21 protein-coding genes are annotated in these 23788 nt (G+C 56.5%); 13 read left to right on the top strand and 8 right to left on the bottom strand.

Features of this window, described 5'->3' with window-relative positions; all coding sequences use genetic code 11:
- Positions 1 to 195 precede the first annotated feature (195 nt).
- Both D0C27_RS06510 and pyrE read left to right on the top strand, forming a co-directional pair.
- Positions 196 to 1086 (top strand): LysR family transcriptional regulator, encoded by an 891-nt coding sequence (locus tag D0C27_RS06510; protein ID WP_137430653.1) that lies wholly within the window; start codon positions 196 to 198, stop codon positions 1084 to 1086.
- A 53-nt stretch (positions 1087 to 1139) separates the two neighbouring features.
- Complete coding sequence (gene pyrE / locus D0C27_RS06515) at positions 1140 to 1814, top strand: orotate phosphoribosyltransferase (protein ID WP_009460379.1); 675 nt, start codon at positions 1140 to 1142, stop codon at positions 1812 to 1814.
- 90 nt (positions 1815 to 1904) lie between these two features.
- Here pyrE and gatB read toward each other — a convergent pair whose 3' ends face one another.
- Genes gatB through gatC form a run of 3 tightly spaced genes read right to left on the bottom strand, consistent with a single transcriptional unit; the run spans position 1905 to position 5200 of the window.
- Complete coding sequence (gene gatB / locus D0C27_RS06520) at positions 1905 to 3362, bottom strand: Asp-tRNA(Asn)/Glu-tRNA(Gln) amidotransferase subunit GatB (protein ID WP_035270404.1); 1458 nt, start codon at positions 3360 to 3362, stop codon at positions 1905 to 1907.
- On the bottom strand, positions 3362 to 4882 hold the full coding sequence (gatA, locus tag D0C27_RS06525; RefSeq protein ID WP_035270405.1) for an Asp-tRNA(Asn)/Glu-tRNA(Gln) amidotransferase subunit GatA: 1521 nt from the start codon (positions 4880 to 4882) through the stop codon (positions 3362 to 3364). The genes gatB and gatA overlap by 1 nt, the downstream gene beginning before the upstream one ends.
- Positions 4883 to 4891: 9 nt before the next feature.
- On the bottom strand, positions 4892 to 5200 hold the full coding sequence (gene gatC / locus D0C27_RS06530; protein WP_003801948.1) for an Asp-tRNA(Asn)/Glu-tRNA(Gln) amidotransferase subunit GatC: 309 nt from the start codon (positions 5198 to 5200) through the stop codon (positions 4892 to 4894).
- Positions 5201 to 5470: 270 nt separating this feature from the next.
- On the opposite strand from gatC, the gene D0C27_RS06535 reads away from it, so the two are divergent.
- The 5 genes from D0C27_RS06535 to rodA all read left to right on the top strand — a co-directional run bounded on the left by D0C27_RS06535 (position 5471) and on the right by rodA (position 11035).
- Complete coding sequence (locus D0C27_RS06535; protein ID WP_003801946.1) at positions 5471 to 6514, top strand: rod shape-determining protein; 1044 nt, start codon at positions 5471 to 5473, stop codon at positions 6512 to 6514.
- A gap of 61 nt (positions 6515 to 6575) precedes the next feature.
- A complete protein-coding gene (gene mreC / locus D0C27_RS06540) occupies positions 6576 to 7457 on the top strand; it encodes a rod shape-determining protein MreC (protein ID WP_009460381.1) in 882 nt (293 codons plus the stop codon).
- Positions 7441 to 8022: a rod shape-determining protein MreD gene (mreD, locus tag D0C27_RS06545; protein ID WP_080748006.1), complete on the top strand. Its 582-nt coding sequence runs from the start codon at positions 7441 to 7443 to the stop codon at positions 8020 to 8022. The genes mreC and mreD overlap by 17 nt, the downstream gene beginning before the upstream one ends.
- Before the next feature lie 14 nt (positions 8023 to 8036).
- The gene (gene mrdA / locus D0C27_RS06550) at positions 8037 to 9896 is read left to right on the top strand and encodes a penicillin-binding protein 2 (protein WP_035270408.1); all 1860 of its coding nucleotides are present in this window, start codon (positions 8037 to 8039) and stop codon (positions 9894 to 9896) included.
- A complete protein-coding gene (gene rodA, locus D0C27_RS06555; protein WP_009460538.1) occupies positions 9893 to 11035 on the top strand; it encodes a rod shape-determining protein RodA in 1143 nt (380 codons plus the stop codon). The genes mrdA and rodA overlap by 4 nt, the downstream gene beginning before the upstream one ends.
- A gap of 37 nt (positions 11036 to 11072) precedes the next feature.
- Here rodA and mutY read toward each other — a convergent pair whose 3' ends face one another.
- The 3 genes from mutY to D0C27_RS06570 are packed head-to-tail and all read right to left on the bottom strand — an operon-like array spanning position 11073 to position 13740.
- The gene (gene mutY / locus D0C27_RS06560) at positions 11073 to 12164 is read right to left on the bottom strand and encodes an A/G-specific adenine glycosylase (RefSeq protein WP_060186653.1); all 1092 of its coding nucleotides are present in this window, start codon (positions 12162 to 12164) and stop codon (positions 11073 to 11075) included.
- On the bottom strand, positions 12164 to 13072 hold the full coding sequence (locus D0C27_RS06565; RefSeq protein ID WP_060186654.1) for a cell division protein FtsX: 909 nt from the start codon (positions 13070 to 13072) through the stop codon (positions 12164 to 12166). The genes mutY and D0C27_RS06565 overlap by 1 nt, the downstream gene beginning before the upstream one ends.
- On the bottom strand, positions 13069 to 13740 hold the full coding sequence (locus D0C27_RS06570) for a cell division ATP-binding protein FtsE (RefSeq protein ID WP_009460544.1): 672 nt from the start codon (positions 13738 to 13740) through the stop codon (positions 13069 to 13071). The genes D0C27_RS06565 and D0C27_RS06570 overlap by 4 nt, the downstream gene beginning before the upstream one ends.
- Positions 13741 to 13960: 220 nt before the next feature.
- On the opposite strand from D0C27_RS06570, the gene D0C27_RS06575 reads away from it, so the two are divergent.
- The 6 genes from D0C27_RS06575 to D0C27_RS06600 all read left to right on the top strand — a co-directional run bounded on the left by D0C27_RS06575 (position 13961) and on the right by D0C27_RS06600 (position 20062).
- On the top strand, positions 13961 to 14977 hold the full coding sequence (locus tag D0C27_RS06575; RefSeq protein ID WP_035270417.1) for an amino acid ABC transporter substrate-binding protein: 1017 nt from the start codon (positions 13961 to 13963) through the stop codon (positions 14975 to 14977).
- A 98-nt stretch (positions 14978 to 15075) separates the two neighbouring features.
- Positions 15076 to 16263 carry an amino acid ABC transporter permease gene (locus tag D0C27_RS06580; protein WP_022983606.1) on the top strand — a complete coding sequence of 396 codons (1188 nt, stop codon included), beginning with the start codon at positions 15076 to 15078 and terminating at the stop codon, positions 16261 to 16263.
- The gene (locus D0C27_RS06585; protein WP_137430654.1) at positions 16264 to 17358 is read left to right on the top strand and encodes an amino acid ABC transporter permease; all 1095 of its coding nucleotides are present in this window, start codon (positions 16264 to 16266) and stop codon (positions 17356 to 17358) included.
- A gap of 60 nt (positions 17359 to 17418) precedes the next feature.
- Positions 17419 to 18156 (top strand): amino acid ABC transporter ATP-binding protein, encoded by a 738-nt coding sequence (locus D0C27_RS06590; RefSeq protein WP_060186656.1) that lies wholly within the window; start codon positions 17419 to 17421, stop codon positions 18154 to 18156.
- A gap of 72 nt (positions 18157 to 18228) precedes the next feature.
- The gene (locus D0C27_RS06595) at positions 18229 to 19218 is read left to right on the top strand and encodes a Bug family tripartite tricarboxylate transporter substrate binding protein (protein WP_026484425.1); all 990 of its coding nucleotides are present in this window, start codon (positions 18229 to 18231) and stop codon (positions 19216 to 19218) included.
- Positions 19219 to 19483: 265 nt separating this feature from the next.
- Positions 19484 to 20062 carry an OmpA family protein gene (locus D0C27_RS06600; RefSeq protein WP_088453170.1) on the top strand — a complete coding sequence of 193 codons (579 nt, stop codon included), beginning with the start codon at positions 19484 to 19486 and terminating at the stop codon, positions 20060 to 20062.
- A 1148-nt stretch (positions 20063 to 21210) separates the two neighbouring features.
- On the opposite strand, the gene thiC is transcribed toward D0C27_RS06600, so the two are convergent.
- Both thiC and D0C27_RS06610 read right to left on the bottom strand, forming a co-directional pair.
- A complete protein-coding gene (thiC, locus tag D0C27_RS06605; protein ID WP_009460552.1) occupies positions 21211 to 23127 on the bottom strand; it encodes a phosphomethylpyrimidine synthase ThiC in 1917 nt (638 codons plus the stop codon).
- Between the two features lie 190 nt (positions 23128 to 23317).
- On the bottom strand, positions 23318 to 23695 hold the full coding sequence (locus D0C27_RS06610) for a helix-turn-helix domain-containing protein (RefSeq protein WP_022983604.1): 378 nt from the start codon (positions 23693 to 23695) through the stop codon (positions 23318 to 23320).
- Positions 23696 to 23788: the final 93 nt, after the last annotated feature.

The raw sequence follows: 23788 nt of genomic DNA on the forward strand, positions 1-23788 counted from the left end.
GTATCGGTAAACGAAGCACTGGCCCGGCGTAGTGACAAAAGCTCTGTGTCAGGCATGACGTGATGACATCCTGGTGCTGGTCCCGCCCATTCAAGGCCCAGACAGGCACCGGGTTAGCGCTCGTTCAAGATTAATCAATTACTATCAGGAAATAAACAGGCCTATTTTCATTAGTTACTTTCTTATTAGGAAAGCATGGATACGATTCAGAGTTTGCGGGTGTTCCGGGAAATCGTCGCAGCGGGCAGCTTTGCAGCGGCGGCGCAACGCTTGGATATGTCTGCGCCCATGGTCAGCAAGCACTTGGCCAATCTGGAAAAACAGCTGGGCGCCCGCTTGCTCCATCGCAGCAGCCGTCGTTTGAGCCTGACGGAGTTGGGGCAAACCTACTTTGATTATTGCTTGCAGGCACTCGATACTCTGGAGCGCGGACAGCAGGCATTGTCGGGTTCTGAGCATCAGCCCCAAGGTGTGTTGAGGGTGACGGCCCCGGTGTGGTTTGCAAACCGCAAAGTGGCGCAGCTGTTGCAGGATTACCAAACACGCTTTCCGGAAGTGACTCTGGACATGAGCCTGAGCAATCATAAAGTGGATTTGGTGGCGGAAGGTTTTGATCTGGCCTTGCGGGTGATGCGCGAGCCTGCGCCGCATCAGATTGCACGTCTTATTTGCCCCACGCCCTTTCATCTGGTGGCCAGCCCGGAGTTTGTGGCCCAGCACGGCATGCCGCGTAACTGTGCGGAGGTGATGCGTCTGCCGGCTATCAGCCCCAGTTATTTACAGCAGCCCAGTTTTGAATTTTTGGGGCCGGACGGGCCGGAGTCCTTGCGCCTGAATCCTTTCATGCGTTCGGATAACACCAATCTGACTTATTACAGTGCGTTGGGTGGAGCAGGGCTGGCCTATTTGCCGGAGTGGCTGGTGATGGATGATCTGGAGAATGGTCGGCTGGTTCGCCTGTTGCCTGATTACACCGAAGAGCTGCAGCAGCTGCATGCCGTTTATGCCAGCCGTCGCTATTTGACACCTAAAGTGCGCAGTTTTATCGACTTCTTGCTGGAAGAACTGGCCGAACCTGCCAAGTGATGGCTCACATCACGCTAAAATGCCTTTCGTCTCTATCTTTTTCATACTCTGTCATGTCGGCTAATAACGATAATCGTCGCAATTTTGTGCGCTTTTCCCTGGAACAGGGAGTGCTGCGCTTTGGGGAATTCAAGGTCAAGTCTGGCCGTTTGAGTCCTTACTTCTTCAATGCCGGCCTGTTCAATACGGGACGTAGTGTGGGTCAGCTGGCCCGTTTCTATGCTCAGGCTTTGCTGGATTCGGGCGTGTCTTTTGACATGCTGTTTGGTCCCGCCTACAAGGGGATCCCTCTGGCTGCCGCAACCTCGATTGCCTTGGCCGAGCACCCACAAATCGGTGAGCGTGATGTGCCTTTTGCTTTCAACCGCAAGGAAGCCAAAGACCACGGCGAAGGCGGCACCCTGGTGGGCGCTCCTTTGCAAGGCAAGGTCGTGATTATTGATGACGTGATCACAGCGGGTACGTCCGTGCGTGAATCCATGCAGATCATCAAGGCCGCAGGTGCAGAACCTGCCGCGGTGCTGATTGCTCTGGATCGCATGGAGCGCGCCGGTAACGATCAGGAACTGTCCGCGCATTCTGCAGTGCAGGAAGTGGAACAGACTTACGGTATTCCTGTGATCAGCATTGCCTCTTTGGCTGACATCATGGCGGTGCTGGCGGACGATACCACCTTGGCGGCTCATGCTCCTCAAGTGAAAGCCTACCGCGACCGCTACGGTGTCTGATCATCTGCGTTTGTTAAGCAGAGTTCAGCAGTAAAAAAACACCAGGCCTTGGCCTGGTGTTTTTGTATCCGTTAAGCGTAGAGTCCGGACTTAGGCGTCCAGCTTTTGCTTGAGCATTTCGTTGATCTGCTGCGGATTGGCCTTGCCCTTGGCAACCTTCATCACCTGACCGACCAAGGCGTTGAAGGCTTTTGGCTTGCCGGCACGGTGCTGCTCGACGATGCTGGGGTTGGCGGCCAGTACTTCGTCCACCATGGCCTCAATGGCACCTACGTCATTGATCTGCTTCAAGCCACGGGCGTCGATAATGGCGTCCACATCGCCATTGAGCTCGCCGTCCCACTGCGCCGCGAACACGTCACGGGCAATCTTGTTGGAGATGGTGCCGTCAGCAATACGGGCAATCAGCTGAGCCAATTGTGCTGGGCTGACTTTGGACTGCTCAATGTTCAGCTCTTCACGGTTCAAGGCAGCCGACAGTTCGCCCAGAATCCAGTTGGCGGCTAGCTTCGCGTTAGCCTTGGAGCCCGCCTGCAAGATGGCTTCGAAGAAGTCAGCCGTTGCACGATCTACCGTCAGTTGCGAGGCATCGTAACGGCTCAGTTCAAACTCTTGCTCGAAGCGAGCCAGTTTCTGGGCGGGCAGTTCAGGCATGTCCTGACGAACCTGTTCGATCCACTCTTCACTGATAAACAGAGGTGGCAGGTCAGGATCGGGGAAGTAGCGGTAATCGTGTGCATCTTCCTTGCTGCGCATGCTGCGGGTCTCGTCACGGTCCGAGTCGTACAGGCGCGTTTCCTGGATGACTTTGCCACCGTCTTCGATCAGCTCGATCTGGCGGCGTGCTTCGTATTGAATGGCACGTTCCAGGAAGCGGAAGGAGTTGATGTTCTTCAGTTCGCAGCGAGTGCCAAATTCTTTCTGGCCTTTGGGGCGTACCGATACGTTGGCATCCACACGGAAAGAGCCTTCCTGCATATTGCCGTCGCAAATGCCCAGCCAGACTACCAGGCTGTGCAGGGCGCGTGCATAGCCCACGGCTTCAGCTGCCGAGCGCATTTCAGGTTCGGACACGATTTCCAGCAGCGGAGTGCCTGCGCGGTTCAAGTCGATCCCGGTGCTGGACTCGCCGTAAGGACCACGGAAGTTTTCATGCAGGGATTTACCGGCATCTTCTTCCAAGTGGGCGCGAGTCAGATTGATGGTTTTTTCTTCACCGTCCAGCATGAAGCTGACCGTACCGCCGCTGACGACAGGAATTTCCATCTGGCTGATCTGGTAGTTCTTGGGCAGATCCGGGTAGAAGTAGTTCTTGCGCTCGAACACGGAGCGCGGCGCAATGTGGCCGCCTACGGCCAGACCCAGGCGAATTGCCCGTTCGGCAGCGCCACGGTTAAAGACAGGCAGAGCGCCGGGCAAGGCCATATCGACTTCGTTGGCTTGCGTGTTGGGCAAGGCGCCAAAGCGAGTGCTGCTGCTGGAGAAGATTTTGGATTCGGTCGAGAGCTGGGTATGAGTTTCCAGCCCGATCACAATTTCCCATTCCATTATTGTTGTCCTGGTTGACGTTGATGCCAGTCGGTGACTTGCTGGAAGCGGTCGGCAAAGGCCAGCAACTGGCCTTCACGGAAGTAGTTGCCAATGATTTGCAGGCCGATGGGCAGGGGGCGCTCATCCTTGCTGAATCCGCAAGGAATGGACATGGCGGGCAGGCCGGCCAGGCTCACGCCCAGTGTGTAGACGTCGCCCAGCCAATCGGTGGTGGGATCCTCGATGGTGGCACCCAGCTTGCGGCCCAGAGCCGGTGTGACGGGGCCCAGGATCAGGTCGCACTGTTCAAAGACTTTCTGGAAGTCGTCCACAATCATGCGGCGCACGCGTTGGGCTTGCAGATAGTAGGCGTCGTAGTAGCCATGCGAGAGCACATAAGTGCCGACCAGGATGCGGCGTACCACTTCAGGGCCAAAGCCTTCCGAGCGCGAGCGCGAAATCATGCTGTTCAGATCGGTGTACTGGCTGGCGCGGTGGCCAAAGCGTACGCCGTCAAAGCGCGACAGGTTGGTGGAGGCCTCAGCGGGGCTGATGACGTAGTAAGTCGGGACAGACAGCTCTGTCAGGGGCAGTTGCACGGTGACGCGCTCTGCACCCAGGCTTTCGTAGGTTTTCAGGGCGGCTTCAATGGCGTCGGCAACGACCGGGTCCAGGCCGGGGCCAAAGAACTGGGCGGGCACACCAATACGCAGGCCTTTCAGTGGCTGGCTGCCTTGGGCTTCTTGTTGAGCCTGTTGCTGTTCAAATTGCTGACGAATGCGCGCGCCGTTATTGGGCTGATCGTCGCAAAATTCCAGGCTGGTGGCGTCTTGCGGGTCGAAACCACACATGTTCTCCAGCAAGTCCAGCAAGTCGCGTGCATTGCGGGCGATAGGGCCGGCCTGATCCAGGCTGGAGCCGTAGGCAATAATGCCGAAGCGGGAAATCGTGCCGTAGGTGGGCTTGATGCCGCTGACACCACACAGGGCGGCAGGCTGGCGAATCGAACCACCGGTATCGGTTGCAGTCGCACCCGCTACCAGGCCAGCAGCGACAGCGGCGGCAGAACCACCCGAGGAGCCACCGGGCACCATGGAGTGATCCCAAGGGTTGCGCACGGGGCCAAACACCGAGCTTTCGTTGCGCGAGCCCATGGCGAACTCGTCACAGTTCAACTTGCCCAGCGAGACAGCACCGGCTGCCTGCAGCTTGGTCACGACCGTGGCGTCAAAGGGGCTGACGTAGCCTTCCAGCATTTTGCTGCAGGCGGTGGTCTGCCAATCCTTGGTGACAAACAAATCTTTGTGGGCGATAGGGATGCCGGTCAGTGGACCGGCCTTGCCTTGAGCAATCAGGGCGTCAGCAGCATCGGCCTGGGCCAGGGTCAGGGCAGCGTCCTGCTGCACGAAGGCATTGAGCTCTTTTTGACGGGCGCTGTTGTCCAGGGCTTGCTGGGCCAGCTCGCGGGCACTGACGGTTTTGTTTTGCAGAGCTTGGCGCAGCGCTGCAATAGTCGCGAATTCAGGGGTAAAAGACATGGTTTTGCTTTATTCGATGACCGTGGGCACCAGAAACAGGCCATCCTGCTCGGCGGGGGCGTTGCGCATCATGGCCTGACGGCTTTCTACCGTTCCGGAAGGCAGGGCCTTGTCCTCGCGCAGACGCAGACTGATCTGCTGGCGGGCGGACAAAGGGTGGGCCATGGGCTCAACGCCTTGAGTATCAACGGTTTGCAAGGTCTGGATCAGGCCCAGGATGCGCGTCAAATCGTGCTCGACCTGGGAGGCTTGTTCAGCAGAAAGATCAAGGCGCGCCAGTTGCGCTATACGGGCAACATCCTGTTCAGTGATAGACATGTGGGTGGGTACTGGAAAATGAGTAATAAAAAAAAGCGGAAATCCGTCAGTTAGGGACAGTTTGGCACTTTTACAGCAAATGCGGGGGTTACAGAACTTAACTGACCATTAAAACAGTCCTAATGTAGAGCAATTATAAGTTATCATTGACCGTTTCCTTCCCAGGTATTTTTGAATTCGTTGCCTGGTTCTTGTGCCTGTCGTTTTACGCTTGAGTTCCGCGCCGAATTTACCTGCCTTTTCCCCAAACACTTTACACTTTGCGCGCCCATGTTCGGATTCCTACGCAGTTACTTTTCCAGCGATATGGCAATCGACCTCGGTACGGCCAATACCCTTATCTATGTACGCGGCAAGGGTATCGTACTGGATGAACCGTCCGTTGTAGCCATCCGCCATGAAGGTGGACCTAATGGTAAAAAAATCATTCAGGCCGTTGGGCAGGAGGCCAAGCAAATGCTGGGTCGGGTGCCTGGCAATATTGAAGCCATCCGGCCCATGAAGGATGGTGTGATCGCGGACTTTACGGTTACCGAGCAAATGCTCAAGCAGTTCATCCGCATGGTTCACCCACGCAGCATGTTTGCTCCCAGCCCACGCATTATCGTGTGTGTGCCTTGCGGCTCCACCCAGGTGGAACGCCGTGCCATCAAAGAATCTGCTCTGGGCGCTGGCGCCAGCAAGGTCTACCTGATTGAAGAGCCCATGGCGGCCGCGATCGGTGCAGGCCTGGCCGTGTCCGATGCCAGCGGCTCCATGGTGGTGGATATCGGTGGTGGTACAACCGAAGTGGCAGTGATCTCTTTAGGCGGTATGGTCTATAAAGGATCGGTTCGCGTCGGTGGCGACAAGTTTGACGAAGCCATTATTAATTACATCCGTCGCAATTACGGAATGCTAATTGGTGAACCTACGGCTGAATTGATCAAAAAAGAGATCGGTTCCGCATTCCCTGGCACTGAAATTCGCGAGATTGAAGTCAAGGGTCGTAATTTGTCCGAAGGGGTGCCACGCAGTTTCACGGTGTCGTCCAACGAGATTCTGGAATCGCTTACCGATCCCTTGAATCAAATCGTTTCCGCGGTTAAAACCGCTCTGGAACAAACTCCTCCAGAACTGGGTGCGGACATCACTGACAAGGGCATCGTCCTGACAGGTGGTGGTGCTCTGGTTCATGACCTGGACCGTCTGCTGCAAGAAGAGACCGGCTTGCCCGTCGTGGTGGCTGAAGATCCTCTGACCTGCGTGGTACGGGGTTGCGGTGAGGCTCTGGAACATCTGGAGCGTCTGGAGTCCGTATTCATTTACGATTGATCTTTGCTTGGCCTTCACGGCAGTGTCTGCCTGTGGGGGCAAGCGATCGAGTGCTTGAGTAATGCGAGAACAAGGCTCCATCCGGCTATTTAGGCGCGGCTCATCAGCTGAGCTGCGTCTGGCCGCTCTTTTGGTGCTGGCTGTGGGCTTGTTGATTACTGACGCTCGTTATGCTGTGCTCGAACCCGTGCGGCAGGCCGTGGCCACTGTGCTGTATCCCTTTCAGCGTGTCATGCTGGCCCCTCGTGATCTGGTTACTTATTTCAGCAGCTGGACCGACGCGGCCTCCACCGCCCGTTCCGAAAAAGAAGCCTTGCAACGCCAGCGTATCGAGCTGGCTCAGTTGTCTACCCATGCCGCCCAGCTGTCTGCTGAGAACGAGCAACTGCGCCGTTTGCTGCAAGTGGCCGATACGGTTACCCAACCGTCTGTCGCGGTAGAGGTTCTGTACGAACCGCCTAATGGGTACGCCCGTCACCTGATCTTCAATAAAGGCTCGGCCAGCGGCATTCGACCCGGTATGCCGGTTATTGACGAAGGCGGCGTGGTTGGCCAGGTGGTGCGTGTCACGCGCTTTACCTCGGAAGCTGCACTGATCACGGACGATAAAGTCTCGGTGCCGGTACAGGTGTTGCGCAATGGTCTGCGTTTGATTGCCTTCGGTGGCAACCCCGGTGGCAAAGTGGAAGTGCGTTTTCTGACGGCTGATGTGGATCTGGAGCCGAACGATACCTTGATCACCAGCGGTATAGGGGGCTTGTTCCCTGCCGGGCTGCCGGTGGGCATGGTCAGCAGTATCGAGCGCGATGATGCGTCCGGTTTTGCGCTGGCCTTGGTGACGCCTTTGTCGCACCCCGAGCGTTATCGCCATTTTCTGATTTTGCTAGTGCCCGAGAGCGAGCGCCCTCTTGAACAGGACGATGCCAATGATGCGACGCGCTGAGTCCTCGGACACCTCTGGCCGTAAAACCCGGTCCTCATCCTTGAGTAGTTTGCAGCCTATTGATAGCAGCCCGTTTTCGCGCGCTTCCAGCCCCTGGTTGGTGTGGGGCTCGATTCTGCTGATGTGGCTGGTTTCCATGCTGCCCTGGCGCCTGCTGCCCTTTGCGCCCGATCTGTTGATGCTGGTGCTGGCCTTCTGGGCCGTACACGAGCCGCGCCGTGTTCCCATGTCACTGGCATTTATTGTGGGCATTCTGGTGGATGTGCACGATGGCAGTCTGCTGGGCGAGCATGCCCTAGCTTATATTCTGGTCGTGTACGGCGCATTGCTGCTGCGCAAGCGCATCCTGAACTTTGGCATGTGGACTCACTTCTTGCACATGGCAGTTGTCATGCTGCTGGCCCAGTTGATTGTGCGGGTTCTGCACGCCTGGCTGGTAGGGGAGTGGTCTGGCTGGGAGTGGGCCGGAGGCGCCTTGTTGACCGCCGCCCTGTGGCCGCTGGCCGATAGTGTGCTGTTCTTGCCGCAGCGACGTCTGGACGAGTCCGACTCCGGTTCGTCCTGACGGGTAGGGCGGACATGTTTGAATTCAAAAAAACTTCGCATCAGTTGCGCCAGCGCATTCTGTTTCGCGCCTTGGTGGCGGCCGTTCTGGCCTGCGTACTGTTAGGGGTGCTGGGCGTGCGCTTGTGGTATTTGCAAGTGGTGCGCTACGAAGGCTTTGCCGCCCGAGCCGATCAAAACCGTATTGCTGTTATCCCGATTACCCCTCGTCGAGGCGAGATTCTGGACCGCAATGGCGAGGTGCTGGCCCGTAATTACCGGGACTACACCTTGTCGGCCGTACCCGCCAGTCTGGGCGAGCCGGTAGACGATATGCTGGATCGTGTCGGCGAACTGGTGGAGCTAAGTCCACGTGATCGTCGTCGATTCAAGCAAAACGTCGCGCAAAATAGTCGATATTCTGAAATCCTGTTGCGCAATAACCTGAGCGATGATGAAGCCGCCTGGTTTGCTGCCCATGCTTTCAAGTTCCCGGGCGTGACCTTGCAGGCTCGCTGGGTGCGCGAGTATCCGCAAGGCGAGGCGGCGGCGCACGTGCTGGGTTATGTGGGCCGTATTTCCGAGGGCGATCAGCAGCGCCTGGAAGAAACCGGGCAAACCGGTAATTACCGTGGCACGCAGGTCATTGGCAAAAAAGGGATCGAGAAAACCTGGGAAAAGACCCTGCACGGTCGCACAGGGATCGAGGAAGTGGAAGTGGCTGCTTCGGGCCGTCCAGTACGTACCTTGAGCCGGGTCGACCCCGTACCGGGTGCCAGCTTGCGTTTATCGCTGGACATTGGCCTGCAGAAAATGGCTGAAGCCCTGTTTGCAGGACGACGCGGTGCGCTGGTGGCGATCGAGCCCAGCACTGGCGAAGTGCTAGCTTTTGTGTCGGCCCCGTCTTTCGACCCGAACCTGTTTATTGACGGTATTGACGTAGAGAACTGGCGCAAGCTGAATGACTCGCCCGACCACCCGCTGATTAACCGCCCACTGTACGGCACCTATCCTATCGGCTCGACTTACAAGCCCTTTGTGGCCTTGGCGGCTCTGGAAACTGGCAAGCGCAAGGCAACAGACCGTATTTCTGACCCTGGTTACTTTGAGTTCGGAGGACAGCGTTTCCGTAACGCGGGTGGCGCTGTGTATGGCTCTACCGACATGCACCGCGCCCTGGTGGTGTCTTCGGATACTTACTTCTACTCTTTAGGCCCGGAAATTGGCGTTGATAATCTGCACGATTTCATGAAGCAGTTTGGCTTTGGTCAGCAAACCGGCATTGATCTGGATGGCGAGCGCCAAGGCATTCTGCCCTCTACCGAATGGAAACGTCAGGCCTACAAAAAACCGGCCCAACAGCGCTGGTATGCAGGGGAAAGCATCTCGGTGGCCGTGGGCCAGGGCTATAACTCGTTTACTGTGCTGCAACTGGCCCATGCGACTGCCGTGTTGGCCAGCAATGGCATTGTGCGGCCTCCGCATCTGGTCACCCAGACACTCAGCCCCCATGATCCGGAAATTGAACAGCCCGTGCGTATTGATGCCAAGCTGATCCCCCTGAAGCAGGCCAATGTGGATGTGGTCAAACGTGCTCTGGTGGATGTGGTGCGTTTGGGCACCGCCCGCCGGGCTTTTGCGGGTGCGGCGTATCAGGCCGCTGGCAAAACGGGTACGGCACAGGTCTTTAGCTTGCGCGGTGCCAAGTACAACGCCAACGCCATTGATGAGCGTTTGCGCGACCACGCCTTGTTCATGTCCTACGCCCCGGCAGAGAACCCCAAAATTGCTGTTGCCCTGATCGTGGAAAACGCAGGTTGGGGTGGTTCGGTTGCGGCACCGATTGTGCGCAAGGTCTTTGATTACTGGTTGGTGGAACGAGGGCAGATGCAATGAAGCGACTTTTGCAACTGGGCCTGAGAGCCGTCACCGCCTTTGATTGGCCTTTGCTGCTTTTGCTGGTGCTGATGGCTGCGCTGGGCATGACCGTCATGCATTCCGCTGTGGGCGGTACAGACTGGCGCTTTGCCGATCAGGTGCGTAATTTCCTGTTGGCCTTTAGTGTGATGTGGCTGGCCGCCCTGATTCCGCCTGCCTTGTGGATGAAGCTGGCTCCGGTGGTGTATTCGATCGGGGTCGTGTTGCTTTTGGGGGTGGAGTTCTTTGGCGAAACCAGCAAGGGCGCAACGCGCTGGCTGGACCTGGGGGTGGCACGTATTCAGCCCTCGGAAATGCTCAAAATTTCCGTGCCCTTGATGTTGGCCTGGTATTTCCACCGCTATCAGCGGCCCAAGATGAGCCTGCTGGACTTCATGGTGGCAGGCATCTTGCTGATGATTCCGTTCCTGCTGATCGTGCGTCAGCCGGATTTGGGTACGGCTTTGCTGGTGTTTGCGGCCGGTTTCTGCGTGATTTACTTTGCAGGCCTGTCCTTCAAGCTGATCGTGCCCATTGTGGTGGTGCTGGTGCTGGGCATTAGCGCCTTGCTGTACTACGAAGACTATATCTGCGTACCTGACCTGGATTGGGTGGTGTTGCACGACTATCAAAAGCACCGTGTCTGCACCTTGCTGAACCCCGGTAGTGACCGTTTGGGCAGAGGGTTCCATACCATCCAGTCCATGATTGCGATCGGTTCTGGTGGTGTTTACGGCAAGGGCTACATGATGGGCACCCAGTCCCATCTGGATTTCGTGCCCGAGCGCACAACCGACTTTATTTTTGCAGTGTTTGCCGAAGAATTCGGTTTGTACGGCGGCATCATGCTGCTGGTGCTGTACGCCTTGTTGATCCTGCGCGGCTTGTCGATTGCTGCTGTGGCTCACACCCAATTCAGCCGTCTGCTGGCCGGTTCCATGTCCATGATGCTGTTCGTTTATGTGTTCGTGAACATAGGCATGGTGACGGGAATTCTGCCCGTGGTGGGCGTGCCTTTGCCGTTCCTGAGCTATGGCGGTACGGCCCTGATGACCTTGGGTGTCGCCTGCGGGATGCTGATGAGCATCAGCAACGATAAGCCAGCGCGGCCTGCATAGGCGCCGCTCCCCCCGGATTAGGTCGGGGATCTTGGCATCAGCTTAGCAGTAACTGTTCACTATCCTTGCTCTGGTACAAGCCCAGCAGCAGCTTGCGTATGGGCGCAGGTAAAGCGGTCTGCTCCAGTGCTTCATGATCCTGCCATTGCTGGCCTGCCACTGGCTCAGCCAGTACAGATTCATCGACTTGCAGTAACCAAGGGGTGATGTGCAGCTTGAAGTGCGAGAACACATGCTGGAAAGAGGCCAGCGCGATAGCCTCCTTGTTAGACCAATGCAGTGCCGCCGTTTGCAGGCTGATGGCATCGTCAAACTGGGGCAGGGTGAGCAGACCACCCCAAATTCCCTTGTCAGGACGTTGTTCCAGCAAAACCTGGCCATTCAGTTCCAGAATCAGCACATGTGCATAGCGCTCATCTTGACGAATGCGTTCTTTGGGGCTGGGTAGCTCGGACTGTGCCTGATGCGTGTGGGCGTAGCAGTCGCTTTGCAGCGGACAGAGACTACAGGTGGGCTTGCTGCGGGTACAGCATTGCGAGCCCAGGTCCATCAGCCCTTGGGTGTAGGCCGCCATATCCAGGCTGGCGGGGGCAAGTTCCACGACCTCATCTGCCTTGGCCCACAAGGTGTTTTCCACGGCCTTTTTCTGCGTGGGCCCATAGATCCCGAAGTAGCGTGTGAACACGCGTTTCACGTTGCCGTCCATGATGGGGCTGCGTTCGCCAAAACAGAAGGCGGCGATGGCACAGGCGGTAGAGCGGCCAATGCCGGGTAAGGTCGCCAGATCTGTGGCATTAGCCGGAAAACGGCCGCCCCATGTCTCCATGACCTCGCGGGCACAGCGGTGCAAGTTACGGGCGCGGGCGTAGTAGCCCAACCCGGCCCAATAGGGCATGACTTCATCTTGCTCGGCCTCGGCCAAATCCTTGACGGTGGGGAAGCGTTCCAGAAAACGCTCGTAATAACCCAGTACGGTAGCGACCTGGGTTTGCTGCAACATGATTTCGGAAAGCCAGACGCGGTAAGGATCTTGCGTGTTCTGCCAAGGGAGGTGGTGGCGGCCGGAGGTTTTTTGCCAGGCCACCACTTTTTCGGCCAGATCTTGGGGACAGGGTTCAGGAAGTGACATCAATATTGGGTACTACGGGTAACAGACCAGCGTGCTGCCAGGGCGCCCAAAATGGCGACCAAAATAGCCGCTGTCAGCAACAGAGAAAATTCCGGCAGCCGGAGCGTCAACTGGACGCCATAGCTTTGGGCCAGACTGGATAAAGCTTTGTTCAGCGGGGTCAGTGCCAGCAAGGCCAGACCGCATGCCAGAGCGCTGGCCGTCAGGCCGGTTAGCGCGCCCATATACAGGAAGGGGCGGCGTACAAAGGCTTCGGTGGCGCCGACCAGACGGGCCACGGCAATTTCTTCACGCTGGTTCAGGGCTTGCAGACGGACGGTATTGAACACAGTGGCAATCACGACTACGCCCACGCCTGCCATCAGAATCCATAAGCCAATACGGATGAAGCTTAGAATCGCGGCCAGACGCTGCACCCATTCACTATCCAGCAGTACGCTATCCACGCCTTCGCGGCCTTGCAGGGTCTTGGCCAGGGTGTCAGCACGCGTTACCAGATCCGGTGTTTCATGCAGGGTCAGCACAATGGCGTGTGGCAAGGGGTTGCTGGGCAAGGCGCCCAAGGCATCTGTCCAGCTGGGGTTGCTTTGCAGTTGTTTGAGCGCCTGCTCCTTGCTGACCAGCCTGATCTGGGCCAGTTCAGTTTGAAACTCTTTGCCCACGGCCTGACTGAAGGCTTGCGCCTGTTCCAGCGTGCTGTTCTGTTTCATGAACACGGTCATTTCGGGAGAGGTCGGAATCTCGCGCACGACAGGTTGAGCGGCCAGCAAGATACTGGCTCCCAGAACGGGTACAGCCAGGGTCAAGGCAATGACCAGCAGGTTGGACAGGGAGGAGAAGGGTTGCACTTTCAGGCGGCGCAGGGCCACCAGAAAGGCGTATTGATGATGACGCAGCCAGGTTCTCATGCCAGCACTCCTGGGTGATCGGAAAAACGGCCGTCCTGAATCAGCAGGGTTCGACGTGCATAGCGTGCCATCAAATTCAGATCGTGCGAAGCAATTAAGGTGGTGACACCCACCCGGTTAAAGTCCATCAATACATCCATGATGCGTTTGGCGTTATCAGCGTCCAAATTGGCAGTGGGTTCGTCGGCAATCAAAATAGCCGGGCGATTCACAATAGCGCGGGCAATCGCCAGCCGTTGTTGTTCACCCCCCGACATTTCCACCGGCTTTAAATCTTCTTTGCCACGCAGGCCCACTTTTTCCATGGCGGCGCGGGCACGTGCCTGCGCCGTGCTGGGCTCCAGACCCATGACTGCCAGGGGCAGGAGCACATTGGCCAGGGCGCTGCGGTCTTGCAGCAAGTGCGTATCTTGTAGAACCACACCCACCGCGCGTCGCAGATAGGGACGGGCGCGGGCCGGCAGCTTGTCCAGCCTGTGTCCATTGACCTGGACAGAACCACGGCTAGGCAGCTCCAGGCCTCCGATCAGACGCAATAAAGTGGATTTACCTGCTCCAGAGGGGCCGGACACAAAAATGAATTCGCCGTCATCAATGCGAAAATTAATGTCGGCTAGAATATTTTTACTGCGGCCATACGATTTAAAAACGTGTTGGAACTCGATCATCGCGACGCACAATTAAAGAGGAATCTGCTTGGAAAGCCCCTGGGGAATGACCGCCGGGGCTCGCATGAAAATGTCGGCGTAGGTAAAAGTATTAGTCAGATTGTTAGAGGGAAACCCCCGATTTGTGTTTGGACAGTCTGGCTCTACGATTGGACACCACAGCTTAGCTGCAATTGTAATCTGCATCCATTTACCAAAAGTAAACAGGAGGTGATATTCCATGACCTTAGTGAAAACCATTGCATGTAGTGTTGCGTTGATGGCCTTGGCCGCTAATGCACAGGCAGGTGAAACCCTGGACTCGGTGAAGAAGAAAGGCTTTGTTCAGTGCGGTGTCTCAACCGGTATTGCAGGATTCTCGCTGGCAGACAGTAAGGGTGTCTGGTCCGGCATTGACGTGGACATGTGCAGTGCGATCGCCGCTGCTGTTTTTGGGGATGCCAAAAAATACAAGGTTACGCCTTTGACCACTCAGCAGCGCTTTACCGCCCTGCAATCGGGTGAAGTCGATGTGCTGACCCGTAATACCACCGCGACGATCTCTCGCGACACAACTTTGGGTTTGGTCAGCACTGGCATTAACTACTATGACAGCCAGGGCGTGATGGTGAAAAAATCCCTGGGCGTGAAAAGCGCTAAAGAGCTGGATGGGGCCGCTGTGTGCGTACAGCCCGGCACCACGACCGAGCTGAACCTGGCGGACTGGTTCCGTGGTCAGGGGATCAAGTTCAACCCTGTGGTGATCAACAACCCTGAAGAAGCCATGCGCTCCTTTACCTCCGGTCGTTGCGACGGCTTTACCAGCGATAAATCCCAGCTGGCAGCCATGCGTGCCGCCCAGGCTACGCCGGATGAGTTCGACATCCTGCCCGAGGATTTCTCCAAAGAGCCGCTGGGCCCATTCGTGCGTCAGGGCGACGAGGACTGGTTCACCCTGGTGCGCTGGACTCTGAACGCCATGCTGGAAGCCGAAGAATATGGCATTACCAGCGCGAACGTGGATGAAAAGACCAAGAGCGATAACCCGAACATTCAGCGCATTCTGGGCGTGTCCGGCGAGCTGGGCAAAGGTCTGAAGCTGGATAACAAGTGGGCCTACAACATAATTAAACAGGTCGGCAACTACGGCGAAAGCTTCGAGCGCAATCTGGGTAAATCGACCGCCTTGAAGCTGGAGCGCGGTTTGAATGCGCAATGGCGTGACGGTGGTGTGATGTACGGCTGGCCAGTGCGTTAAGATTTCGGTCTTCGCTGTTTGTTCTTGCGTCTGGCTTCGGCCAGACGCGCGCCACCTCGCAGGGCTACGCGTAGTGCTGCATCCATGGGTTTTACGCTATGGCACAAAATACACCTGCCGCGCCAGCCCCCCCTAAACGGCGCCTGTCCTGGAATGATCCGTTCACACGCGGCATTATTTACCAGGTGCTGATTTTGGGTGTGCTTGGCTTTTGTGTGTGGTATCTGGTCTCCAATACCTTGCACAACCTGGCTGTTCGCAATATTTCTACAGGCTTTGATTTCCTGAATCGAGAGGCTGGCTTTGCCATTGGCGAGTCGGCGCTGGCTTATAAGCCCTCGGATACGTATGGGCGGGCCATTCTGGTCGGTCTGGTCAATACGCTGAAAGTGGCGGTGATCGGCATTATTGCTGCCACCGTGTTTGGCACCTTGCTGGGCATTGCACGCTTGTCCAAGAACTGGCTGGTCTCCCGGCTGGCGGGCTTGTACGTGGAAGTGATGCGTAACGTGCCTTTGCTGCTGCAACTGTTCTTCTGGTACGCCCTGATTACCGAGACCTTGCCCGGACCGCGGCAGGCTTTGAATCCGCTGGGCGGCGTATTTTTATCGAATCGTGGTTTGAAGCTGCCCACCCTCCAGGGCGATGGTATGGACTGGATCTTCATGGGTCTGGGCCTGGCGGTGGTGCTGTGGGTCTTGATGGCGCACTGGGCGCGTCGTCGTCTGGAAAAAACGGGCCGTCCTTTCCCCACCATTCGCTTTGGCATTTTGCTGCTGGTTCTGATGCCGGTTCTGGCCTTGCTGATCAGCCCCGAACCCTTGGCGCTGGATGTGCCCCGTCTGCAAGGTTTCAACTTTGTCGGGGGCGTGACCTTATCGCCTGAGTTTGCCGCCTTGCTGGCCGGTTTGATCACCTATACCTCGGCCTTTGTGGCGGAAGTGGTGCGTTCCGGTATTCAGGCCGTGGGCAAAGGACAATGGGAAGCGGCGCAGGCACTGGGTCTGTCCCGTGGCCGCATGATGCGTCTGGTGGTTCTGCCCCAGGCTCTGCGCGTGATTGTGCCTCCCATGACCAGCCAGTACTTGAACCTGACTAAAAACAGTTCCTTGGCCGTGGCTATTGGCTACCCCGATATTGTGTCTGTGGTGAACACCACCTTGAACCAGACAGGGCAGGCGATTGAAGGCATTTTGATCATCATGGCGGCTTACCTGACGGTCAGCTTGTCGATCTCGATCTTCATGAACTGGTACAACAACCGAATTGCTTTGGTGGAGCGCTAAATGAGTCATACGCCTACATCCACCGTAAGCGGGCCACCGCCACTGCAGCGGGGCACCCTGGGCTGGCTGCGCCAGAACCTGTTTTCCTCTCCCTTGAACGCCATTTTGACGGTGTTGTCGGCCTGGCTGCTTTTGATGACTGTGCCAGCCATGATCGATTGGCTGTTCATCAAGGCCAATTTCGATGCGCAAACCGCGCAGGATTGTCGGGCCAGTGCGGGTGCATGCTGGGCTTTCATTCGTGAAAAGCACCGTCTGATCCTGTTTGGCATCTATCCCTATGACGAGCAATGGCGACCCTTGTTGGCCTCCATCCTGCTGACCTTGCTGATCGTGTGCAGCTGCGTGCGCTGGTTCTGGAAACCCTGGCTGCCTGTACTGTGGCTGGTTGGCCTGACCGTCGTGGGTATTTTGATGTGGGGCGGTGTGCTGGGCCTGAGCTATGTGGAAAACAGCCTGTGGGGCGGTTTGCCGCTGACCTTGATTTTGGCTACCTTCGGCATCGCGTTCGCCTTTCCTTTGGGCTTGTTGCTGGCCTTGGGACGTACCTCGCGCTTGCCGGCCGTCAAGGCAGTGTGCGTGGTTTACATCGAACTGATTCGTGGCGTGCCGCTGATCAGCTTGCTGTTCATGTCCTCGGTAATGCTGCCTTTGTTCATGCCCGAGGGCTTTAACATCGACAAGCTGCTGCGTGCTCAGATCGCCATCATTTTGTTTGCGGCGGCGTACATCGCGGAAACCGTGCGGGGCGGCTTGCAAGCCATTCCCAAGGGACAGTATGAAGGCGCGGCTTCGCTGGGCTTGAGCTACTGGCGCACCATGCGTCAGATCATCTTGCCGCAGGCGCTCAAGATCGTGATCCCGCCACTGGTAGGCATTTTCATTTCCCTGTTCAAGGACACCTCCCTGGTCGTGATTATCGGTATTTTCGATTTGACCCAGGCGGCCAAAGTGGCCCTGGCCGATGCGGCCTGGCGCGGCTTTAGCCGGGAAGCCTATCTGTTCATCGCACTGATTTATTTTGTGTTCTGCTACTCCATCTCTCGCTACAGTCGTTCGCTGGAGCGACGTTTGCAAACGGGTTATGAACGCTGACACAGGTAGTAAAGCCTTGGGTAAGTCCCATTGCTTTGCTGGCCAGACAAGGAGTTTTGCATGGCAGACGCCATTATTCAGCTAAAGAACGTCAATAAATGGTACGGGCAGTTCCATGTGCTGCGCGATATCAATCTGGATGTGGCCCCCGGCGAGCGCATCGTTATTTGCGGGCCTTCGGGTTCGGGCAAGTCCACCCTGATCCGCTGCATTAACCGCCTGGAAGAGCATCAGAAAGGGCAGATCATTGTGTCCGGTGAAGAGCTCACCAACGATGTGCGTCAGGTCGAGGCTATTCGGCGTGACGTGGGCATGGTTTTTCAGCACTTCAATCTGTTTCCTCACCTGACCGTGATGGAAAACCTGACTTTGGGGCCGATGTGGGTTCGTCGCAAGACCAAGGCCCAGGCTCAGGAGCTGGCCATGAAGTATCTGGAGCGTGTACGTATTCCAGAGCAGGCCAACAAGTATCCCGGACAGCTCTCTGGTGGACAGCAACAGCGGGTGGCTATTGCGCGTTCCTTGTGCATGGAGCCTAAAATTATGCTGTTTGACGAGCCGACCTCGGCGCTGGACCCGGAAATGGTCAAGGAAGTGCTGGAAGTGATGGTCGAGCTGGCCCATACCGGCATGACGATGTTGTGCGTGACCCACGAGATGGGTTTTGCGCGTAAAGTGGCTGATCGGGTCATTTTTATGGATCAGGGCGAAATCATCGAGCAAAATACGCCTGATGAGTTCTTTGACTCGCCACGCAGTGAAAGAACGCGTGAGTTCTTAAGCCAGATCATTCATTAAGGATCAGTGGCTGCTCTGTATGGGCTGCCTTGTGCAGCCCATATGCATTTTTATTTCAAGGAAAAAAAAGTGATGTTTCGAGTCTGTAAGTGGCTGCTGGCTGTCTCTGGTGTCGCGGCTGTCATGGCTGCCCCGGCTGTAATGGCGGAGGATGCTTATCCTTCCAAACCTATCCAGTTCGTGGTGCCTTATCCACCGGGTGGCCCTTTGGACAGCATGGCTCGCTTGCTGGCTGAACGCGTCAAAGGCGACCTGGGCACGGTTGTGGTGGAGAACAAGTCGGGTGCGGGTGGCAATATCGGTGCCAGCATTGTGGCCAAGGCCGCTCCGGACGGCTATACCCTGATGATGGGGGCGGTGGCGATCAACTCCATCAACCCCTGGCTGTACAAGACCGTGCCTTTTGACCCGGTCGAGAGCTTTGCGCCTATCGCCCTGGTTGCCTCGGTGCCTAACATTCTGATCGTGAACAAAGAGTTTGCCGAACAAAACAAGATTGCTTCGGTGCAGGATCTGATCAGCTACGCTAAAGAGCATCCCGGTCAAATGAACTTTGCTTCGGGCGGTAATGGCAGTGCGGGTCATCTGGCCGGTGAGGTCCTGAACACCCGTGCCGAGATCAATTCCGTGCATGTGCCTTACGCCGGTGCCAACCCTGCCAAAACGGCCTTGCTGGCAGGCCAAGTGCATTTCATGTTTGATAACCTGGCTTCGGCAGCGCCGTTGATCAAGGCAGATACCGTCAAGGCCCTGGCTGTGACGACTCTGGAGCGTTCCAGCTTCCTGCCTGATGTTCCCACCATGGAGCAGGCTGGCGTGAAGCCTTTTGATCTGGGCACCTGGTTTGGAGTGTTTGCTACGGGCGGTACACCACAGCCTGTGCTGGACAAGCTGCATGCCGCTTACTCCAAGGCTTTGATGGACCCGGCCGTGCGTGAAGCACTGGCTACCATGGGCTCGGATGTGCAGCCTGGTACCATGGCTGAATTCAGCGAGCTTGTCAGCAATGATCTGAAGAAGTACAAAGAAGTCGTTGCCGACTCGGGTGCCGAGTTGTTCTAAGCTTTCAAGTACTTAGCCCCCAGGCAATCAGTGACTGCAGTTTGTGCGGTCGTTGGCAAGATCAAGAATTGTTAAAGAAGGCAGTGAAGTCTGTTTTGAAGTACCTGCTTGCGGTGCCTCTTGCTAGTATTGGAGGCATTCAGGCGGTCCTGGTACTTAATTTGAGATTACGGAGCCAATAATGACAATTTCCATTCGTTCTGCAAAATTAGCAGCATGTGCTGGTGCTCTTTCCCTTTTGGCCGCTTGCGGCACGATGGACAATATGAGCACAGGTGGTCGTACCGCAGTGGGTGCGGGTGGCGGCGCTGCTGTGGGGGCTGGTCTTGGGGCTTTGATTGGTGATAGCAGCAAGGCCGCCATGATTGGTGCAGGTATCGGTGCACTGGCTGGTGGTATTGCAGCGTACAACTGGTCTGGCATTAAAAAGGATGTTCAGCAGTCTGGCGCAACTGGCCTGGGTGTGGATGTGACCGAAATGCCCGATGGCAGCTTGCGGGTCAATATTCCTAGCAGTGTGTCGTTTGATACCGGCCATTATCAGTTAAAGCCTGCTTTGCTGCCTGTTCTGGATAGTGTGGCTCGCGCCATGAATCAGCATCCAGAGCTGCGTGCCAAGGCTGTCGGTCATACCGATAGCACCGGGTCGGCACAGACCAATCAAACTTTGTCGGTTAACCGCGCAAGCGCTGTGACGAATTACCTGACGCAGCAAGGTGTGGGACAAGGTCGTTTGATGGTAGAAGGCCGTGGCCCGAACGCTCCTATTGGGGATAATGCGACGGCTGAAGGCCGTGCCATGAACCGCCGCGTGGAGTTGTATTTGTACGCTCCGCAGAAGTAAGTCTCTGCTTGCCGCCTTAAGGTGTGCTGACAAAAGGCCCGGTTTTCTAACCGGGCTTTTTTTGTTTGATCGGGGAGTGAGGGCATGGTTTGAGGGCAGCATGTTCTGTCAGTTGTCAGTTGTCAGTTGTCAGTTGTCAGTTATTAGTTGTGAACTGCTGATTGGTGGTTATCTGTTGTCGTTGATGGCATTAACGTTATTTGAGAGGGGCAGGGCTGATTATTGAGTAGAACCCAGTAATGAGCACGCCCTTGGGGGCGGTGGGGACCCGGAGGGGCTTGAGCACTTGCCGGTGCTGCGCACCGGTCCCCTTGTCGAGGACATCATCCGGGCGCACTCTGAACTCGCGGGGTGGTTCGTCCCCCGGACGAACCACAAGCGCCCCGCTCAAACAGCAGAGTGCTTGCACCCCGGATGATGCCCCCGCCTGCGGCAAGTACTCTGAATCGCCCCTCCGGGTCCCCACCGCCCCCAAGGGCTCATACCGTGGCTATTCAAGCAATCATGTATTGAGGGTCTGGGTGTGAGATTTGGGATTTGGGATTTCGGATCTCGGATCTTGGGTCTGAGGTTTGGCGTCTGAGGTGAAGGGACTGAGGAGAGAGGTCGGAGGTGAAAGGTCTCAGGCGATAGGTGATAGGTGATGGGTGATAGGTCAGAGGTCAGAGATTCGACGCAGACCAGGAAAGTGCCACACGCCATTCAAGGATGCAGTTTGAACCGTCCAGAAAAAACGATTGTGAGCCAGTTGAGCCTAGCTTCAGGGTGTCCGGGCGGTTCAGAGGGTTTGCCGCGGTCGGGAGATAGCGTAGGGGTGCAAGCATCCTGCTGTTTGAGCCGGACGCTTGTACTTGGTCCGGGGGACCAAGTACCCGGCGAGTTCAGGATGCGCCCTTAGCTATCTCCTGACAAGGGCACCGGTGCGCAGCACCGGCAAACCCTCAGCCCGGACACCCTGAAGCTAGGCTTAACTGGCGTCTTCAGCAACGATCTCTTCTGACTGTTAAACCTCGCTTTCCAATCAAATGAGATGACGAAGCTCCAAAAAGAAAAAGCCCCAGGCAGAAAGAATCCACCCAGGGCTTTAATCCATCAAGGCCTGATCAAACAAAGATCATGTTCACACCAGGCCTGCATTCAACACAGCATCAAGCCTCCTGATACAGCTTGCTGCCCTGTTGAACAAACTGCACTGACATTTCCTTCATCCCCTGATCCACAGCGGACTGTTCATCCAGACCATTAGCCTTGGCATAGTCCCGTACATCCTGCGAGATCTTCATGCTGCAGAACTTGGGCCCACACATGGAGCAGAAATGCGCCACTTTCATTGAGTCCTTGGGCAAGGTCTCGTCGTGGAATTCACGTGCCGTATCCGGGTCCAGACCCAAATTGAACTGATCATCCCAACGGAACTCAAAGCGCGCCTTGGACAAGGCATTGTCCCGGAATGCCGCCGAGGGATGCCCCTTGGCCAAGTCCGCTGCATGCGCTGCGATCTTGTAAGTGATGATGCCGTCCTTCACATCCTTCTTGTTCGGCAAACCCAGATGCTCCTTGGGCGTCACATAGCACAGCATCGCCGTACCTTGCCAGGCAATCATCGCCGCACCCAAACCGGAAGTGATGTGATCGTAGCCCGGCGCAATGTCCGTTGCCAAAGGCCCCAAGGTGTAGAAGGGGGCCTCATGACAGTGCTCCAGCTGCAACTGCATGTTCTCTGGAATCAGATGCAAAGGCACATGACCAGGACCTTCAATCATGACTTGAACATCATGCTTCCACGCTACCTGGGTCAACTCGCCCAGGGTACGCAGTTCCGCGAATTGTGCCTGATCATTAGCGTCATAGCCCGAGCCGGGACGCAAGCCATCGCCTAGCGAGAAAGCCACGTCGTACTGCTTCATGATCTCGCAGATGTCCTCGAAATGCTCGTACAGGAAGCTTTCGCGGTGATGCGCCAGACACCACTTTGCCATGATGGAACCACCGCGCGAAACAATGCCTGTCATGCGGCTGGCCGTCATGGGAATAAAGGGCAAACGCACACCGGCATGAATGGTGAAATAGTCCACGCCTTGCTCGGCCTGCTCAATCAAGGTGTCGCGGAAAATATCCCAAGTCAGATCTTCGGCAATGCCGCCGACCTTTTCCAGGGCCTGGTAAATAGGCACCGTACCGACAGGAACCGGCGAGTTGCGAATAATCCATTCGCGCGTCTCATGGATATTCTTGCCCGTGGACAAATCCATGATGGTGTCCGCACCCCAGCGAATCGCCCAGGTCATTTTTTCGACCTCTTCGCCAATGGTGGAGCCCAGGGCGGAGTTACCGATATTGGCGTTGATCTTCACCAGGAAATTGCGGCCAATAATCATGGGCTCGGTTTCCGGGTGGTTGATATTGGCGGGCAAAATGGCTCGGCCACGCGCAATTTCATCACGGACAAACTCGGGGGTGACCGTGGTGGGCAAGCTGGCGCCGAAACCTTGACCAGGGTGTACCTTGGTCAGGCGACGAGCCATCTCTTCACCTTGCGGACCGCTGGCCCGCAAACTTTCAATGTATTGCTCGCGTCGCAGATTTTCCCGAATCGCCACAAACTCCATTTCGGGAGTGATGATGCCGCGCCGTGCGTAATGCATTTGCGTGACATTGGCTCCCGAAATGCTGCGTCGAGGCTGACGCTTCAACTCGAAGCGTAACGTGTCCAGTTCCGGGTCGGCCTGGCGGGCTTGACCGTACTGGCTATTGAGTCCTGCCATCAACTCGGTGTCCTTGCGCTCGCTGATCCAGGCTTGGCGTAGCGGGGGCAGGCCTTTGCGAATATCGATCTGCACCGAGGGGTCTGTGTAGGGACCGCTGGTGTCATAAACGCTTAAGGGAGGATTCGGCTCGGCGCCGAAGTGGCTGGGCGTATCAGCCAGGGAGATTTCCCGAAAAGGCACACGCAGATCAGGCCGTGAGCCGGTTTGATAGATCTTTCGGGAGTTGGGTAAGGGCTGGATCGCAGCCGGGTCTACGCTGGCCGCTGTGGCCGTAAAAGAAGGGGTTTTGCTTGTCATTGCAGCTCCAAAGAAATGGTGGAGCCGATATAGGAAGAAGTGCCGTGCAGGCATTGCACCTGTGGCACACGCTCCCAGCATCGGCATTATCCGTACTGGTACGAGGGTTTATCTCAACCCGCCAAATGGCGAGTACCCCTGCGTGCTGACAAGTATAGGTATCTTGGAGCTGCTTGTGGACGTATAAGGCTTATTTTCTTTTCATACCGTTGAGCAGATGACGGATGGTTTGATCCAGATGGTCACGCTCTTTGGGTGGCAAAGCCACAATCTCGTCCACGGAAAAGCGGTTGAAGGGCCAGGTCACAATCGGTGGGCCTTCGCCGGAGTCTTGCAAGGTGGTGGCATGGGCTGCACTCAGCTCCATATTGCCCAGCCCGTTTTTCAGCCATTGAGCACTGATATTCAGGGCTTTGGCCAGATCCAGAATTTCGCGCGCGTCACGCCGCGTACCACTCTCGTAATTGGAGATGGCGCTTTGACTGAGGTTGCACAGACGAGCCAGCTCGGCTTGAGAAAAGCCGCGTTGCAGGCGGGCGTGGCGGAGGCGATCAGAGAAGTGTTTCACAGTACAGATTGTTCATGGAACGCCCTGCACGATGGTTTTGAGTAAAAATGTCGTATGTGATAAAAATGTCTGGCTTAACCGGCTGAATGAAAC

This window comes from Alcaligenes faecalis, from assembly GCF_005311025.1.
Classification (GTDB): Bacteria; Pseudomonadota; Gammaproteobacteria; order Burkholderiales; family Burkholderiaceae_B; genus Alcaligenes; species Alcaligenes phenolicus.

Coding starts and splice junctions, on each gene's coding strand:
- D0C27_RS06510 (WP_137430653.1), top strand. CDS start 196: ATGGATACGATTCAGAGTTTGCGGGTGTTCCGGGAAATCGTCGCAGCG.
- pyrE (WP_009460379.1), top strand. CDS start 1,140: ATGTCGGCTAATAACGATAATCGTCGCAATTTTGTGCGCTTTTCCCTG.
- gatB (WP_035270404.1), bottom strand. CDS start 3,362: ATGGAATGGGAAATTGTGATCGGGCTGGAAACTCATACCCAGCTCTCG.
- gatA (WP_035270405.1), bottom strand. CDS start 4,882: ATGTCTTTTACCCCTGAATTCGCGACTATTGCAGCGCTGCGCCAAGCT.
- gatC (WP_003801948.1), bottom strand. CDS start 5,200: ATGTCTATCACTGAACAGGATGTTGCCCGTATAGCGCAACTGGCGCGC.
- D0C27_RS06535 (WP_003801946.1), top strand. CDS start 5,471: ATGTTCGGATTCCTACGCAGTTACTTTTCCAGCGATATGGCAATCGAC.
- mreC (WP_009460381.1), top strand. CDS start 6,576: ATGCGAGAACAAGGCTCCATCCGGCTATTTAGGCGCGGCTCATCAGCT.
- mreD (WP_080748006.1), top strand. CDS start 7,441: ATGATGCGACGCGCTGAGTCCTCGGACACCTCTGGCCGTAAAACCCGG.
- mrdA (WP_035270408.1), top strand. CDS start 8,037: ATGTTTGAATTCAAAAAAACTTCGCATCAGTTGCGCCAGCGCATTCTG.
- rodA (WP_009460538.1), top strand. CDS start 9,893: ATGAAGCGACTTTTGCAACTGGGCCTGAGAGCCGTCACCGCCTTTGAT.
- mutY (WP_060186653.1), bottom strand. CDS start 12,164: ATGTCACTTCCTGAACCCTGTCCCCAAGATCTGGCCGAAAAAGTGGTG.
- D0C27_RS06565 (WP_060186654.1), bottom strand. CDS start 13,072: ATGAGAACCTGGCTGCGTCATCATCAATACGCCTTTCTGGTGGCCCTG.
- D0C27_RS06570 (WP_009460544.1), bottom strand. CDS start 13,740: ATGATCGAGTTCCAACACGTTTTTAAATCGTATGGCCGCAGTAAAAAT.
- D0C27_RS06575 (WP_035270417.1), top strand. CDS start 13,961: ATGACCTTAGTGAAAACCATTGCATGTAGTGTTGCGTTGATGGCCTTG.
- D0C27_RS06580 (WP_022983606.1), top strand. CDS start 15,076: ATGGCACAAAATACACCTGCCGCGCCAGCCCCCCCTAAACGGCGCCTG.
- D0C27_RS06585 (WP_137430654.1), top strand. CDS start 16,264: ATGAGTCATACGCCTACATCCACCGTAAGCGGGCCACCGCCACTGCAG.
- D0C27_RS06590 (WP_060186656.1), top strand. CDS start 17,419: ATGGCAGACGCCATTATTCAGCTAAAGAACGTCAATAAATGGTACGGG.
- D0C27_RS06595 (WP_026484425.1), top strand. CDS start 18,229: ATGTTTCGAGTCTGTAAGTGGCTGCTGGCTGTCTCTGGTGTCGCGGCT.
- D0C27_RS06600 (WP_088453170.1), top strand. CDS start 19,484: ATGAGCACAGGTGGTCGTACCGCAGTGGGTGCGGGTGGCGGCGCTGCT.
- thiC (WP_009460552.1), bottom strand. CDS start 23,127: ATGACAAGCAAAACCCCTTCTTTTACGGCCACAGCGGCCAGCGTAGAC.